This window comes from Hyalangium sp. (assembly GCF_035629615.1).
Classification (GTDB): Bacteria; Myxococcota; Myxococcia; order Myxococcales; family Myxococcaceae; genus Hyalangium.
Genome location: NZ_DASPHO010000228.1, coordinates 1 through 15,988, shown reverse-complemented (window position 1 = coordinate 15,988; position 15,988 = coordinate 1). Strand labels below are relative to the sequence as shown.

The following is a 15,988-nucleotide window of genomic DNA, read 5'->3' as shown; positions in this document are numbered from 1 at the left end:
TGGTAGCCCCCTGCCTACCCCGCGGCCTGGATGGGCTCTCCCGGAGCCTCCGGGGCCGCGGGCAGCGCGTCGAACTTCTCGAACGGGTTCTCCAGCATCTCCCGCAGCGTGTTGGCCAGGACACCCGCGTGGAACCCGTCGATGAAGCGGTGATCGAAGGACGCGTTCACGTTCATCACCTTCCCCACGACGATCTTCCCGTCCTCTACCACGGCGGCCTCCTTCACCGCACCAGGCGCCACGAAGATGGGCACGCGCGTGTAGGGCACCAGCGGCACGTACGCCGTGTCCAGCCCCAGCGAGCCCACGTTGGTGATGATGACGGACCCGAAGGCGTCCTTCGGCATGCCGATCCCGCTGAGATCCAGGTTCAGCGTGTACATGAGAAAGCCCAGCAGCTTCGTGAAGAGGTTCAGGAACATGTAGGGGATCTTCTGGATCGTCCCCTTGCCCTTCTCCATGGCGACGTCGCGGCGCTCGCGCACCCGCCGCACCGCCTCCTCCATCTCCAGGGCGATCTCCCGCAGGCTCTTGCGATCCGCATCGTCGATCTTCGCCGAGGTGAGGTCCACCTTCCCCTCGTCCGTCTGCACCACCAGCGCGGAGATCGTCACCTGCTTGCGCAGGTAGATCTTGTTGAAGCGCAGGAGGGCATTGGCCTCCGGGCAGCGGCGCAGCGCCTCGCCCATGGCCTTGGTCATCAGGTGCGTCACGGTGAGGCGGATGCCCGTGCGCTGGCGGAAGGCCTCGATGTACGCCAGGGCCTTGTCCATCCTCACCTGCAGGGTGCCGTAGACCGTGGGATCGTAGGTGGTCTGCCAGCTGCCGATGGCGAGCTTGCGAAAGCTCGAGATGTCCGTCTTCGGGATCAGCTCCAGATGCGGCATGACGCGGTGACCTCGGGGCGGTGCGAAGTCCCCAGCATCGCCAGTTTCCGCGAGCACAGGAAGCCCTGGGCGTCCTCGGAGCACCGCGTCACAGCCCTTTCTCCCAGCCAACACGGGAGGCCCTCGGCTCTGTGCTCCCCCTCCAAGGAGGGGATCTGCCCCCTGAGCGAGGGGGGGAGCCAGACACTCGGGGCACGGGTTCTGACACCCAAGATGCGCGCGGGTATTGACGCGCCATGTCCGTACGTTAGGTTGCGGCGCTTTTTTTGCAGAACCTCGTGGAGGTCGTACCCGTGCTGGTTGCCGCCCTTATCATCGTATCCATCTTGCTTGCCATCACGCTCGGCATGCTGATCTTCGGCTCGAACCGGAATGCCCTCCCGGCTCCCAATGTGAAGAAGGGAGAGCTGGAGGACCCGTCCAAGGCTCGCGCCCGCTTCGAGTCCGAGCTCGATCGCAAGCAGAAGGAGCTCGACGAGCAGCGCTCACAGCTCCAGGAGGTGAAGGAGCAGCTCAAGCAGGCCAAGCGCAAGCTGTTCGACCAGAAGGAGGGGGAGAAGGGCGACCGCGATCTGGTCAAGGCCCGCACCGAGACGGAGCGCCATGCCTCCGTGCAGCTGGAGATGGTGCGAGTGGAGCTGGCCCAGGCGTTCGCGGAGATCGAGCGGCTGCGCGGCGAGCAGGGCGGTGGGGCGCGGGGCCGTCGGGGTCCGGCGCAGCCTGCAGCACCGGCACCGGCGGCGGCGGCACCGGCTCAGCCCGAGGCCTCGAGCGCTCCGGCGACAGGGCAGATCTCGGCTCCGGCGCAAGAGGGAGAGCGGGTGGTGACGGCAGCGGTGCAGGTGACGCCGGCCGCCGAGCCCGCTGCGGACAAGGGAGCGCGCCGCTACCGCGAGCTCAATGACGCGGACCGCGAGAAGATGGAGCGCCTGGAGCACACCGCCAACAAGGAGCGCGGCCGCGCGGCGGAGCTGGAGCGCGAGCTGCGCAAGGTGAAGGGCACTCGGGACACGCAGCAGCGCATCTACAACGCCGCCAAGGGCGAGCTGGATCTGCTGAAGGACAAGTACAAGGCGCTGGAGAAGCGCCTGAACCGCACGCTGCTGGAGCGCGATCTGATGCGCCGGGCCATCAAGGACCTGGAGAAGAAGACGGGCATGCTGGCCGATCGGACGGAGCTGACGCCGGACGAGGTGGCCGCCAGCGATCAGCGCACCGAGGAGGCAGCCCGGGATCGTGCGTCGGCCGAGGCCCAGCGTGCCGCCGCGCAAGCGCAGGCAGAGGCGGAGGCCGCGAAGGCCGCCGAGGCTCCTGCCGCCTCGAGCGAGGCTTCGTCCGCTCCGAGCGAGGCTCCTGCCGCCACGAGCGAGGCCGACAAGTCCACCGCGCCGAGCGCCTGAGCGCGAGCCCTGCGGACGCCTGAGGCCCCTCCTCCCACTCGGGACGAGGGGCCTCTGTGTCTCAGTCCTGAGGCACGGGCATGAAGAGGTAGGTCCCTCCAGCCAACCGGGCACCGGCGACGCTGGCATCCACCCCACCGGCGACGAGCACCGAGCCATCCGGCAGTGAAGTGCAGGTGTGCAGGTAGCGCGCTGGATCGAGCGGAGCCATCCCGAGCACGCCCCCCGTCAGGTTCTCGGTGGGGGTGAGGAGCTCCACGACGCCGGTGCTCGCGAGCACCCCTTCGCCTCCCTGTCTCCGGCCCCCTGCCGTGAAGATCCGGCCGCCCGGGAGGTGCACCGCGCAGAGCTCCCCTCGGCCCACGATGGAGGGCCCCGCGGAGATCGTCTTGGCCTCCGTCGTGAGGTCGAGCAGCTCCGACGCAGACACGGGCCTCGCGCTGTCGTCCGGGTCGCCGGGCGTGGAGTAGCCCCCCAGCACGATCAGCCGCTGCCCGTCGCCGAAGGCCGTGGCGACCGCGTCCCGCCGGGCCTGGCGCAGGAGCACGCTGGTGTTGGCGGGGGTGAAGGTGCTCCCGGAGAAGGAGAACGTCAGCACCTCCCGGAAGACGTCGACCCCATCCGAGCCTCCGATGACGGCAATGCGCTGACCGTCCTGGAAGGGAATCAGGCTCGCGCCCATCCGCGGCACGGAGGTGGACACGGGAAAGCTCCGGCCTGCCGCGGGCTCCACTCCCTCGGGCTCCGAGATCAACGTGCGGTCGGCCCCCACTCCACCCACCAGCAGGATCCGGCCTGCGATATCGATCGCCGCCGCATGGCGCGAGCGGGCCACCGCCAGAGCGAACTCCTGGACCCGCTGCGTCGCCGGATCGAACACCGCCGTGGTGCTCAGCGGAGTGGCGACGCCGCCGGCCTCCTGCGACTCCCCGCCCACCAAGGCCACCCGCCCATCCAGCATCAACGACGCGGTGTGGAACGCCCGTCTCACAGCACCGTCTCCTGGAGTTGGCAGAGCGGTGAGCGTCCGCTCCCGGGGATCGAGGATCTCGATGGAGCTGAGCGTCTCGAGCTCCTCCGCCTCGGTGAGCCGGAACCCACCGGCCAGGAGCACCCGTCCGTCCGCCAGGAGGGTGGCCGTGTGCCCGGCGCGCGGCTCGGTGAGCTCCAGGCAGGTGCCCGGCTGCTGCGCACTCTCCAAGGGGACGAAGGTGTTCACCCGGTACAGGGTGACGCGGACGGGCTCGGCGGGGGCTCCCACCTCCGGCATGGTGAACGGGAAGGAGCGGCCCACGGAGACCACCGACCCCGCGCTGCTGGGCTCCCCCGAGTAGGCGCGGACCTCGAGCACCCGCCGGGCTCCCGGAGGGACCACCGGAATGTCCTCGGGCCGCAGATCCACGGGTGTGATGCGCTCGATGGGAGTGGACAGCCCCTCACCGCTGACGCGGAGGCGCAGGTGGGTGACCCCCTCCAGCGGGCGAGGGCCTGCGCACGTGGTGGTGATGAGCTGGACCTGGGGAGCATCCCCTGGGTCCTGACAGGCGGGAGCGAGGGCCAGGACGGCGGCCAGGACGGCATGACGGAAGAGGCGAGGCCACATTCAGCGCAACGGTATCAGCTTGCGCTCGGGGCGGCGCGAGCGTAGCGATGACGCTGCAATCGGGGCCTGGGTGCCCGGACTCCCTCTGATGAAGCTCTCGCTCGCCACGCGCATCTTCCTGGGCTACGCCGTGGTGCTCGTCACCTTCGGGGCGGTGTCGCTCTTCAGCGTGGCGGAGCTGCACCGCAACCAGCAGGAGATCCGGCTCGTCAGCCAGGGCTACCTCCAGCTCTCGCAGGATGCGGCGGCCCTGGAGACCTTCCACACCAACCAGGGCAAGGACACCGAGCGGCTCATGGATGAGCAGAGCGTGGAGACGCGGCGCGCCCTCATCCGGCTCGCGCGCCTGTACTACCCGCCGCTCCTGTCCCAGCGGCTTGCCACCACGCGGGCCACGGCGCGGGAGATCCTCACCTATGCCCCAGAGGGCGAGCTGCCCTTCGTGCGAGAGCTGGAGACACGCTTCAGGGTGCTGGAGGCCCAGTACGCCGCCCACGGGCGCACGGCGGAAGCCGTCTTCACGGCGCTGGCGACGGAGCGGCCGGATCGAGAGAAGGTGGCCTCCACGGCCGCCGAGCTGCGCCAGATGGAGGAATCCATCGGCCGGGAGCTGCGAGTGCTACGCGCCGCCCTGGAATCTCGCATCCGTGAGCGCGTGGACCGCGCCGAGGAGCGTGAGCGGCGCACGGGGCTGGCCATCATCACCCTCTCGCTGCTGGCCATCGGCGTGGGGCTGGGCGCCACCCTGCTGTCGGCGCGCACCCTGAGGCCGGTGCGCACCCTGATCGAGGGTGTCTCGCGCATCGGCCGGGGCGACTACAGCGCACAGCTGGGCGTGCAGGGTGAGGACGAGGTGGCGGTGCTGGCCCGCGAGTTCGACTCCATGGCCCGCTCGCTCCAGGCGCGCGAGTCCCAGCTCAAGGCCCAGGCCGAGGCGCTCGCCCGGGCCGAGCAGCTGGCGGCGGTGGGCCGTATCTCCGCCCAGGTGGCTCACGAGGTGCGCAACCCGCTGTCCTCCATCGGCCTCAACGTGGAGATGCTGGGGGACGCGCTGGACCGCGCCACCTTCCGCACGGAGCCAGAGGGGCGCGAGGCCAAGGAGCTGCTCACCGCGGTGACACGAGAGGTGGATCGGCTCACCGATGTCACGGAGCAGTACCTGCGCATGGCGCGCCCTCCCAACCCCACCCTGGTGGCCGAGAACGTGATGGAGGTGCTCGGCGGCGTGCTGGACTTCTCCCGCGGAGAGCTGGAGCGCGCGGGCGTGGAGGTGGTGCGCGACTTCGCCCCGGACACCCCGCCGGTGCTCGCCGACGAGGGACAGCTGCGCCAGGTCCTCCTCAACCTCGTGCGCAACAGCCGCGAGGCCATGCCGGAGGGCGGCCGTCTCACCCTCTCCACCCGGGGCCTGGAGAAAGAGGTGGAGATCACCGTCCAGGACACCGGCCGGGGGATGACGGAGGCGGTGCGCGAGCGCCTCTTCGAGCCCTTCTTCTCCACCAAGGAGGGCGGCACCGGGCTGGGGCTCTCCGTCAGCCAGCAGATACTCCAGGCCCACGGGGGCACGCTGGCCTGCCAGAGTTCCTCCGGCCAGGGGACGACCTTCGTGTTAAGGCTCCCTCGCGCATGAGCTTCACACCGTACCGGGACGTGCTGCCCTCTGGGCTGCGCGTCGTCACCATCGAGACGCCCCATCTGCACACCGCCCTGCTGGCCGTGTACGTGCGGACGGGCAGCCGTCACGAGACGCCTGGCAACAACGGCGTCAGCCACTTCCTGGAGCACCTCTTCTTCCGCGGCAGCGAGGGCTGGCCGGACACGGTGAAGATGAACTCCGCCGTCGAGGAAGTAGGAGGCAACCTCAACGGCGTCACCAGCCGGGATCACGGCTACTACTACACTCCCCTACACCCAGCCTACCTCTCGGTGGGGATGGAGATCCTGGGGGACATGCTGACGCGGCCTCGGCTCACGGACATGGAGGTCGAGCGGCAGATCATCCTCGAGGAGATGCTGGACGAGGTGGACGAGAAGGGCCGGGACATCGACGCGGACAACCTGTCCAAGCGGCTGCTGTTCGGGGAGCACCCGCTGGCGCTGAAGATCGCGGGCACGCGCGAGTCGGTGTCGGCGCTCACGCACGCGCAGGTGCGGGAGCACTTCGCGCGGCACTACGTGGCAGGCAACCTGGTGGTGACGGCGTCCGGCCGGGTGAAGCACGCGGAGGTGCTGGAGCTGGCCGAGCGCGCCTTCACCCACCTGCCGCGAGGCCCCGCCACCACCGAGGCTCCGCCGGCGCCCTCACCTCCGGGCCCTCGGCTGCACTTCGTGGCGCACGACGAGTCCCAGACGGAGTTCCGCCTCAACTTCCGCGCCGTGCCCGAGCAGCACGAGGACTTTCCGGCGCTGCAGATCCTCCGCCGGGTGATGGATGACGGGCTATCCTCGCGGCTCCCGTTCGAGATCGTGGAGAAGCGGGGGCTGGCCTACTCCATCAACGCGGGGCTGGACTCGTTCCACGACGTGGGCATCTTCGAGATCGAGGGGGCGAGCGCGCCGGAGAAGGCCTCGCGGGTGGTGGAGGAGGTGCTGCGGGTGCTGGCCACGCTGTGCTCGGAGGAGATCTCCCAGGAGGAGCTGAAGCGGGCCCAGCGCCGGCACCGGATGCTGCTGGAGTTCTCGGAGGACTCGCCGGGGGAGCTGGCCGGCTGGTTCGGTGGCACTGAGCTGTTCCGGGAGCCCGATTCCTTCAGCCGGCGCGCGGATCTGGTGGACGCGGAGACGGCGGCGCACGTGCGCGAGGTGGCGCGGCGCTACTTCACCCGGCAGAACCTCACCGTGGTGGCGGTGGGCCAGCGCAAGGGCATCAAGGCGCTGGAGCGCGTGGTGGAGGCCGCGGAGGGACTGCCCTCGGGAGCGCGCAGGGCCCTCAGCGGTAGCGGCCGCCGCGCAGGATGATGGGGCCGGTGGACTTCTTCTTCGTGGGAGTCGGCGTGAGCGCGGCCTTGAGGGCGACGTACTTCGGGTTGCCGGGCTCGCGCTGGAGCAGCTCGTCGACGATCTTCCGCCCGCGCTCGAGGTTGGACTTGCTGTCCGCGTACATCTGCGCGAGCGCCACCTTCTCCTCGAGCGAGGCCTCGCCGAGCTTGTAGAGCCTCTGCAGGGTCTCCTGCGCCTCGCTCTTCTCACCGGCCTCCTGCTGGATGCGCCACAGGCGCGAGAGCGCGGGGGCGAAGTGGGGATCGGCGGAGAGGGCGTAGCTGTAGCTCTCCTCGGCGCCGCGCTTGTCGCCCTGGGCCTCCAGGGCGCGGGCGCGGACGAAGAGGGCTCGGGGGTAGCGGGACTTGATGCGCAGCACCTTGTCCACCAGATCCTGCGCCTCGTTGTTCTTGCCGAGGTTCAGCCTGGCTTCGGCGAGCTGGGCCAGCGCGTCGACATTGTCGGGGCTCTCCTCGAGGAGCTCGGTGAGGGCCTCGGCGGCCTCGGCATGCTTCTCCAGCCGGGTGAGGATGCGCGCGCGCATGAGGACGACCTCGGGGCGCTTCGCGTCGTTGCCCACCACTCCCGCGATGTCCTGCTCGGCCACCTCCGGATAGCCGCTGTTGAGGAAGTAGCGCACGCGCAGCAGCCGGGCCTCGACGAGGCCAGGGTTCTCCTCGATGAGCCGGTCCATCAGCTTGGCGGCGAGCAGCTCCTCGCCCTTGACGAGGAGGATCTCCGCCTCCACGACCTTGGCGTCGGAGTCGTCCGGGCGCTGGCTCTGGATGGGCTCCAGGGACTTGAAGGCGCCCTCAGGGTCTCCGGAGCGCGCCTGGAGCCGGGCCAGCGCGAGCAGCTCGGTATCGCTGAGCTCCTTGTTGTCCCGCAGGCCCTTGAGGGTGGTGATGGCCTCGGCCACGTGGCCTTCGCCGAGGTAGAGCTCCACCAGCTGCTTCTGGACGGCAGGGTCGTCTCCAGGCGCGATGCCCTCGGCCTCCTTGAGCGCGAGGATGGCGGGGCCCTTGCTGCCGGCAGCGCGGTGGGCCTCGGCCAGCAGCAGCAGGGGCTCCACGTTCTCGCGGGCCATGTTGGAGGCGGAGCGGAAGGCTCTGGCGGCACTCTCGGGCTGGTTGGCGGCCATGAGGGTGCGGCCCTCGGCCAGCCTGGACTCATAGGTCTCGGCGCGGGCTTGGACGGCGGCCGTCTCCGGATCCTTGCAGGCAACCGGGAGGAGCAAAGGCAGGGAGGCAGTCAACCAAAGAATTCGCAAATGCATCGCTGAGCGGCAGGGTACCGGATGTTATCCTCCCCCGTCGATGGACCCCTTCGTGCGGCGCCTCGTGGAGAGGCTCCATGACCCGACGCGGCCGCTCTCGCGGAACCGGCACTTCCACACCTTCGCCACCCCCGAGGGGCGGTTGGCGCTGAAGGTCTCCCGCCGGTTGAAGAGCCTGCAGCGGGACATCCTGGCCTGCCGCAAGGAGGGCAGCCAGGCGCGCTTCTTCCGCCAGGTGGGGCCGGATGGGGAGACGCGCATCGAGCTGCAGATGGAGCGCATCCAGGGCCGCCGGGTGTCGATGCTCCAGGCCGCCGAGTTCCAGCTGCTCTCCCAGCTGCCGGGGGTGCAGGGAGCGCTGGAGGAAGTGCTGGAGCCCGCCGCCTGATCGCCTGCGGCCCGAGCAGGGCCAGGGCCGGTGTCGCGGTATCCCAAGACGATTTCGACCGAGGGTGACGTGGAGCCGACAGCCCGAGTGAGAGTGAAGGTCTGCTGCATCATGTCCCAGGAGGAGGCGCGTATCGCGGTGCGTCACGGGGCCGCGGCGCTGGGGCTGGTGTCGCGGATGCCGAGCGGGCCGGGCGTCATCGAGGAGGCGCGCATCGCAGAGATCGCGGCTCGGGTGCCTCCGCCGGTGGGCACGTTCCTGCTGTCGAGTGCCACCGAGGTGGCGGAGCTGGTGGAGCAGCACCAGCGCACGCGGACGAACACGCTCCAATTGGTGGACAGCGTGCCTCGGGAGCACCTCCGAGCGCTGCGCCAGGCCCTGCCCGGCGTGCGGCTGGTGCAGGTGATCCACATGGTGGGCCCGGCCTCGGTGGACGAGGCGCTGGAGGTGGCCACGGAGGTGGACGCACTGCTGTTGGACAGCGGCAACCCGACGCTCGCGGTGAAGGAGCTGGGGGGCACGGGCCGAATCCACGACTGGGAGACGAGCCGGCGCATCCGCGAGCTCTCCCCCATTCCGGTGTTCCTCGCGGGGGGCCTGCGCCCGGAGAACGTGGTGGAGGCCGTGCGGCGGGTGGGCCCGTTCGGCGTGGACATCTGCTCCGGGTTGAGGACGAACGGGGCGCTGGATGACGAGAAGGTCGCCCGTTTCTTCCGGGCGCTGGACACGGCCGCGGCGGCCTGAGCGCCAGGGAGTCCGGATTCGTGGACTCCACCGTCCGCGGGTTCGGACGCCCCCCCTCCGCCGCCTTGGACGTCCTGGCCGTTCGCCGCTGGAGGACCGCTCTGGGATCAGGGAGGTCCGGGGCTTGCACAGGGGCCTAGCCACCTCATGCCCCGCCTGACTTCCGGGGTGTGGGGGACACCCCATGATCCTTGTCCTGCTCGTTGTGCTGTCTGCTCTTCCCTCCACTCCTTCTACCGCCCGGGAGGTGGACATCACGCCGTCGCCCCCTCGAGTGCAGGTGGATTTGAATGCGGTCCAGGAGCGAACGCACCACTTCGAGGCCTTGCGTACCCGGCACCGGGCCTCGGAGCAGAACCTGGCGCCTGCGGCCTCCCTGGAAGCGCTGGACGCGGCCCGTACCCTGTGCACGGCGCCCCCAGGCTTCTGGGATCGGCTGCTGCCAGGAGGGGCGGACTCGGACGAGATGCTCAACGCCTGCCGGGCCGCCGCCGCGCGGACGGAGCAGCTCGCCGAGACGCTGAACCAGGGCCAGAACGCGGCCCTGCGCTACCTGGATGCGGTGGCGGCGCGGCTTGAGCACTCACCTCATCGGCAGGAGTTGCTCGCCCGGCTGGAGCGGGAACGGGCCCTGCTGAAGGAGCGAAGCGCCGAGGCGGCGGCGCTGGCCCGGCGGACGGCAGCGGCGCTGCGGGGTGGCGGGGACTCCTTCTCGGAGCGGCTGTCCTGGCACTTCGTGCCGGGACAAGAGGAGGACGCCGCCCAGTTGCTCTCCACGTTCGAGACGCGGCTGCGGAGTTGGAGCGCTCCGAAGCAGCCAGTGCTCGGCGCGGAGCTGACGTACGTGCAAGGAGGCGTGGAGGCCGGGGCAATGCCCACGGGGCAGATGACTCCGGCGTACCTCTCCTTGAGCTCGAGCCCGGCGCTGGATGACTCCGCTGAAGGCCGAGAGGTCGAGCTCTCGCAGGAGATCACCACGAAGGCCCAGGAGCTGGGCACGGCGAAGGCGGCGTACGAGTTCGTGAAGAACGAGACGCGGCTGGACTGGTACTTCGGCTCGCTCAAGGGCTCGACGCAGACGCTGCGGGATCGGCGCGGCAATGACGCGGACCTGTCGGCGCTGCTGGTGGCGCTGCTGCGAGCGCAGGGCACGCCGGCCCGCTTCGTCCACGGCACGGTGGAGCTGCCGGTGGCGCAGGTCGGTGCCTCCATGGGCACGCTCACGGGTGAAGAGGTGGCGCAGCTCGACGCCGCTGCCGCTGCAGGCACGGCCTTCTCGCTCTCTCCCGAGAAGCGGGACCGCGTCCTGCAGGCGCTGACGGCGGCAGCGGTTCCCTACGAGCCGGTGGTGCGAGGCGGCACGGTGGCGGCAGTGCGCCTGGTGCGGATCTGGGTGGAGGCCTACGTGGACTTCGCGGAGTACCGCGGCGTGGGCAGCGGGAAGGTGGGGCGGCAGTGGGTGGCGCTCGAGCCCTCGCTGACGGGGCGCGCGAAGGCAGCGGCCATGCCCCCGCTGCTGGATGCGCTCACGGGGCTGGGGGAGACACCGGACACACTCACCTCGGCCTGGTTGAGCGCGCCGACGCCGCAGTCGATGGTGGAATTCGTACGGGGGCGAGTGGAGAGCTGGTTGGCCGCGCAGCACCCGGACATCTTCTACTCGCAGGTGCAGTGGACGGTGGTGCCCCGGCGCGAGGAGCTCCCGCTGCTGCCGGGCTCGCTGCCCTACGAAGTCATTAGCGTCCACGAGGAGTCCGCGTTCCTGCCAGAGGCCCTCCAGCAGCGAGTGCGGCTCACGGCCCGGAACGATGCGGGCCCGCTGTTCGAGACCACACTCCCGCTCCATCAGCTCACCGGCCATCGGACGGTGCTGACACACGTCCCGGCCACCGAGGCGGACAAGCGGCTCGTGGACATCTCAGGCGGGCTCTACGCGGCACCGGCCTCCCTGGTGGAGGTGCGTCCGGTGCTCCACATCAACGGGCGTGAGGTGGCGGCAGGGAGCCGGGGCGTGGGCCTGGGGACGGAGTACCAGTGGTCACTGGAGGTGTTGCTGCCGGGCGGAGGCACGCGCCGCATCGACAACCGGATGGTGGCGGGCAACGTGGTGGCCATCGGCGTGGGAGCGCCCGGCAACGGCCACCAGGAGTCCACGGAAGAGGACGCGAACGAACTCGATGGCCCTGCGCCGAAGTTCCTCTACGCAAGGGCAGCGGCCTACGCGAACGCCTGGACGCAGGGGGAGGAGGAGCTCGCGCGGCTCCTGCAGGTCCTCCCGGTGCGGCCGACGGCCAACTTCGTGTTCGTGCAGAACCAGCTCCGAGTGGACGCGGTGCTTGGAGTCCGCCGGCGCCTCGCGTGGCGAGGCCTGGAGGTGGACGCGGACTTCCGCGCCATGACGCCGCTGGAGCTGATGCCCGGGCGCGGTGCGGCGCTGCTGCGGATGTCCGGCCACGAGGGCTCGTTCCAGGAAGCGCGCATCCTCACGGAGGGAACCGGTGAGCCCGCGGTCGCCAGTGTCACGGTGCTCCAAGAGGCGGCGGTGCGCGGCATTCCCGTCCTCCACCTGCTGCCCGGGGCGCCCCTGACAGGACTGACAGCCACGCCCGAGGTCCTCCGCGATGTCGAGGATCAGCTCGAGCGAGGCCGGCAGGTGCTCATTCCCGCGACGCCGCTCACGCTGGAGAACTGGACGGGAACGGGCTTCATCGCCCGGGATCCGGCCACCGAGGAGGGCGGGTACTTCCTGTCGGGCCGGGTCTCCGGCGGGCAGACCATCAGGTCGCCCGAGCTCTGGGCGGACGATGAGCTCAGCGAGTTTCTGAGCCGTCCGGACGCGCCCACCGCCACGGAAGATATCTCGCGCGTGGCCCACATCGAGATGCTCGAGGCGACGAACTTCCAGAGTGGCACGGTGGGCCAGCCCCTCGCTGTGCCGCTCACCGTCTACGTGATGACCGCGGAAGGAATCCCGATCCAAGGCGCGCCAGTGACGTTCGAGACGGCGCATCTGTCCAAGCCTCGCTTCCGAGATCCCAGGCACCCAGGCACCGAGGCCGCTGAGCAGCTCACAGTGCTCACGGATAGCTGGGGACGGGCGCGAGTGGAGGCGGTACCGGACACGCAGATCTGGCGGCTCTCCATCCTCGAGCCGGGGCAGCCGTTCAACCAGCTCCTCGGGCTCAACGTGGTGAGCGCGCACACCATGACAGCCATGGGCCCGGTGTCGCTCCATGAGCCCTTCCGCTTCGTGGGACGTCCGGATGGGGTGGCGAAGCTCGTGCCCGAGCAGCGGAACTTCGTCACCGATGCGGGCTTGGAACTCGGCGTCACCCTGCGCCTCTGGGCGACAGACCAGTACGACAACGTGCTGGCGAACCAGGTGATTCACTGGTCCTCCAATCCGAATACGGCGCGCTTCTTCGAGACCCTGACGGGGACCGGGCTGCGGCGTGTGCAGTTCCTGGGCTCCGATCCGGAGCGTCAGTTCCCCGTCCTCGATCAGAAGACGACCCTGCTGGGCTGGAGCTCGGTCGGCTTCATCCCGGGCCTGGAGTCGGGGACCTACACGATCACTGCCAGCTCGGGGAACGTGTCGACGGAGCTCCAAGTCTTCGCCATGCGCGCGAGACGGTACGCCATGCGATTCACCGCCCCGGATCAAGCAAGCATCGCTGGAGTGGTGGGCTCGTTCACTCCGGCGCCCTTCTTCGTGGAGCTGCTGGCGCGAGCGAACAGCGATGGCACGGGGGGTTGGGTTCGGCTGACGGGAGAAGAACCGGGCCTCCGGTTCGCTCGGGTTCACATGTCCATCAAGGACCTCGCCACCAACACTGTGCTGAGCCACGAGACCGCGAGCCCGCACCAGCTGGGCACGGGCCTCATGGCCCCGCTCGACCTGGCGGACAACGTCGTCTTCTGGCCTCGCTACCTCGTCCAGAATGGACGGCAGCAGGCGGAGTTCAGCGCGGAGATTGAGGAGGTAGATCCCGAGGGGGGCAGTGTCTGCTGCGACGAGAAGTACTACGCGAACTTCGACTCGCGGAAGCCAACGCTTGCCGTGGAGCGACTCCACGCGGACCAGAGCGCGACCGAGGCGAACGGCTGCAACGGCTTCTCCGTGGCAGACGGGTGGTTGAGGTTCACCGTCAACAACCCCGCGGGCTACCCTCTCTATGCGCGCATCGTGCAGGAATCCATCGTCGCGGGCGAGGTGCTGGTCGAGGACGCGCCGGGCGAGTACCCACGTGACCCTGTCGACGGCGCCTCGGTGCTGATGCTGGAGAATCACATCACCCGCCTGCCCCTCAAGATCCGCGGAGGCACTGCAGGGGGACGGGTACGGCTGGAGCTGCTGGCGCCCGATTTCCGGATGTCCACCCAGCACCGGACGAAGGTCGGAGAGCTCACGGCCGTGCTCGGCTTTGGCACGCCGGGTCTCACGGTCTCCGAGCGTCCCCTCCTGGCGAAGCTGATCCTCGCGGTGCGCAACTTCGAGTCCGCGGCGACACCAGAGAACCCAGAGGACGTGGTGGCACCTGGGGCCACCGTCAAGCCCATCCCCATCCCCGCACCGCTGCAGTTCTGCCCCTCGGAGAGCGGAAGGGTGCAGGTGTACTCGGGACAGGCCCTCCTGGCAGCTGCGGATGTGACGGCGGGCCAGGGGCCGCTGTTGGAAGTGAGCCCGGTCACGGAAGAGACACCCATTCCCCACCAGCCTTCGCCAGGAGTCCTGGCGGTGGATGTGCCGCCGGGGGATCCCGCGGGCCAAGAGGTGCGCATCGAGTTCGTGCGCTCGTCAGTGCCCACGGAGCCGCCGCAGGTCCAGAGGCTCGAGCTGCGCACACGCATCAGCGATACGAGCGCACTGCCCGTGGGCCATACGTTCGTAAAGGACGTGAGCACGGTGGACGGGCACCTGGTCCGGCAGACGGTGGATCTGGAGGTGCCCGGTCGCCGACCGGCGCTCCAGTTCACCCGGAGCTACACGAACCGAGGCACTGACGGAGGCACACTCGGGCGGGGTTGGGGCCATGGCTACAGCGGCTATGTGCTGGCCTCGCAGGACGCGGAGCTGAACGTCTTCCGGTACGTGGTGGTGGGAGGTGAAGGCGCGGGGCAAGTGTTTGAGTGCGGTGCTGAGCAGACGGCATGCAGGGCGCAGCGAGGCTTCCACGGCACCTTCCGAGGCGAGACGGTGGGGTCAGGCGAGACGTCCCATCGGGAGCTGATGTTCCGAGCCCAGGATGGGACGGAGTATCGCTATGGGCCCGCGCGCTCCACCGAGGAGGGGGTGCGCCATCCGCTGGTGGCCATCCGCAGCCCTGCGGGGCACGAGATGGTGCTCGAGTACGGCGGCCAGACGATGGACTTCGAGCTGACGCGCGTCTGGGAGCCTGGGAACCGGCGCTTCCTGCAGCTCTCATACTCTCGCCCGTCGGGGGCGCCTCGGCTTCAGCTCACGCGGGTGGAGCTCTACGAGAACCTGGAAGCGCCCACGCGTCTCCCGGTGGAGGAGCAGGGCGCTCCGCTGGGCGTGTGCGTCGGCTACCTCTACAACACGCTCGGGGAGCTGGAGAGCGCAGCGAGATACGACGGTGCGTGCATGGAGGGAGACAGCACGGCTCCGCTGCGGGAGGAGCGCTATGGCTATGTAGGAAGCGCGGATGACGAGCTGCAGGCAAACCTTGTCAGCTGGAGGGACGCCAACGGAAACACCACGCGGTACGAGTACTACCAGCGCAATGAGTCGCTGCCGGGCGAGGCGGACTACCTGCGCTTCGGGGACAAGCAGGAGCGCGTGCGCCGCGTCATCGAGCCGCTGGAGGGGGTGACGGAGTTCACGTATCGGCTCGTTCCCCGAGCGCTGCCCGTGTTCGGCCAGGTGGTGCAGACTTTCGAGACGGAGGTGCGAGGGCCTCGGCCGGAGGTGCCCCCCACGCTCTACCGGATGGACCCGTATGGCGGCATGGTGGACGTGGAGAGTCCGCTCTCGCCGGGGGTGAGCGCGCGGACGTCCACCACGTGGAACTCCGTGCACATACGCCGGGAAGCCGAGCAGGACGCACGAGGCCGGCGCACGCGGATGAAGTACGACACCTGGGGCAGGCTGGTGGAGCGGCGCACCGAGCTGCCCGTGCTCGCGGCCTCGGGAGAGGGAGGACCCACTGAGCCTGTGCGAGATGCCGACGGTGCGGTGCTCGACGAGGCGGTGGAGAAGTGGAGCTTCGACGTCTCCTTCGGCACACCCGTGTGCCAGATGGACGCGGAGGGCCGAATCACCGTCCACACAATCGACACGGATGGGCGGGACCCGAGCACTCGGCTCCCCGAGGGGACGGGGCTCGTGCTGGAGACGCGGCGGCTCTCGACGAGAGTGTCACGCCCGCAGGCGAAGAGTGACGCCTCGTGTGAAGAGCTGGCGAGTGGGCTGCCTCGGCTGGCCGCGGACATCGTGACGCACCGCGAGTACTGCAACGTGTTCGGCGGAGCCTGTCCCGTGGGAGCTGTCACGGGCGATCGCTCGGCCACGGTGGATGGCAACGGCAACCGCTCGGTGGTGGCTGGGTATGACGCATACGGGAACGTGCGTGAGCAGACCGCAACCGTGGAGGGCGGACGAACGGTGACCACGACACGGACTTACGACGCCCGAGGCCGCTTGCGGCACGAGACGGACACCTTCGGGCACAAGACGTCCCAGGAGTACGA

The 15,988-nt window shown here is 69.6% G+C and carries 9 protein-coding genes; 6 read left to right on the top strand and 3 right to left on the bottom strand.

Translation table 11 applies throughout. From position 1 onward, the window contains the following. Positions 1 to 14 precede the first annotated feature (14 nt). Entirely contained in the window at positions 15 to 887 is an 873-nt protein-coding gene (locus tag VD972_RS11500; RefSeq protein ID WP_324985267.1) for a 2-oxo acid dehydrogenase subunit E2, read from the bottom strand. 296 nt (positions 888 to 1,183) lie between these two features. Between VD972_RS11500 and VD972_RS11495 the strand changes: the two genes are divergently transcribed. Next, positions 1,184 to 2,287, top strand: coding sequence for a cell envelope biogenesis protein TolA (locus VD972_RS11495; RefSeq protein ID WP_324985270.1), 1,104 nt, complete (start codon positions 1,184 to 1,186; stop codon positions 2,285 to 2,287). A 61-nt stretch (positions 2,288 to 2,348) separates the two neighbouring features. Here the strand turns inward: VD972_RS11495 and VD972_RS11490 are convergent, their stop codons facing one another. Continuing rightward, positions 2,349 to 3,890, bottom strand: a complete 1,542-nt coding sequence (locus VD972_RS11490) for a kelch repeat-containing protein (protein WP_324985264.1) — start codon at positions 3,888 to 3,890, stop codon at positions 2,349 to 2,351. 88 nt (positions 3,891 to 3,978) lie between these two features. Here VD972_RS11490 and VD972_RS11485 point away from each other — a divergent pair, with 88 nt between their 5' ends. Then, entirely contained in the window at positions 3,979 to 5,520 is a 1,542-nt protein-coding gene (locus VD972_RS11485; RefSeq protein WP_324985261.1) for a sensor histidine kinase, read from the top strand. Continuing rightward, a complete protein-coding gene (locus VD972_RS11480) occupies positions 5,517 to 6,848 on the top strand; it encodes a pitrilysin family protein (protein WP_324985258.1) in 1,332 nt (443 codons plus the stop codon). Before VD972_RS11485 ends, VD972_RS11480 begins: the two co-directional genes overlap by 4 nt. Here VD972_RS11480 and VD972_RS11475 read toward each other — a convergent pair. Next, entirely contained in the window at positions 6,820 to 8,124 is a 1,305-nt protein-coding gene (locus tag VD972_RS11475) for a tetratricopeptide repeat protein (protein WP_324985254.1), read from the bottom strand. The genes VD972_RS11480 and VD972_RS11475 overlap by 29 nt on opposite strands. Before the next feature lie 61 nt (positions 8,125 to 8,185). On the opposite strand from VD972_RS11475, the gene VD972_RS11470 reads away from it, so the two are divergent. The 3 genes from VD972_RS11470 to VD972_RS11460 form a co-directional block, all read left to right on the top strand. Next, positions 8,186 to 8,533 carry a hypothetical protein gene (locus VD972_RS11470; protein ID WP_324985251.1) on the top strand — a complete coding sequence of 116 codons (348 nt, stop codon included), beginning with the start codon at positions 8,186 to 8,188 and terminating at the stop codon, positions 8,531 to 8,533. Positions 8,534 to 8,620: 87 nt separating this feature from the next. Continuing rightward, positions 8,621 to 9,277 carry a phosphoribosylanthranilate isomerase gene (locus VD972_RS11465; RefSeq protein ID WP_324985248.1) on the top strand — a complete coding sequence of 219 codons (657 nt, stop codon included), beginning with the start codon at positions 8,621 to 8,623 and terminating at the stop codon, positions 9,275 to 9,277. Between the two features lie 184 nt (positions 9,278 to 9,461). Further along, positions 9,462 to 15,988 (top strand): transglutaminase domain-containing protein (locus VD972_RS11460; RefSeq protein WP_324985246.1); only part of this gene is annotated, 6,527 nt, incomplete at its 3' end.

Excerpts from the sequence above, each read along its gene's own strand:
- VD972_RS11500 (WP_324985267.1), bottom strand. The coding sequence starts at position 887 with ATGCCGCATCTGGAGCTGATCCCGAAGACGGACATCTCGAGCTTTCGC.
- VD972_RS11485 (WP_324985261.1), top strand. The coding sequence starts at position 3,979 with ATGAAGCTCTCGCTCGCCACGCGCATCTTCCTGGGCTACGCCGTGGTG.
- VD972_RS11470 (WP_324985251.1), top strand. The coding sequence starts at position 8,186 with ATGGACCCCTTCGTGCGGCGCCTCGTGGAGAGGCTCCATGACCCGACG.
- VD972_RS11490 (WP_324985264.1), bottom strand. The coding sequence starts at position 3,890 with ATGTGGCCTCGCCTCTTCCGTCATGCCGTCCTGGCCGCCGTCCTGGCC.
- VD972_RS11480 (WP_324985258.1), top strand. The coding sequence starts at position 5,517 with ATGAGCTTCACACCGTACCGGGACGTGCTGCCCTCTGGGCTGCGCGTC.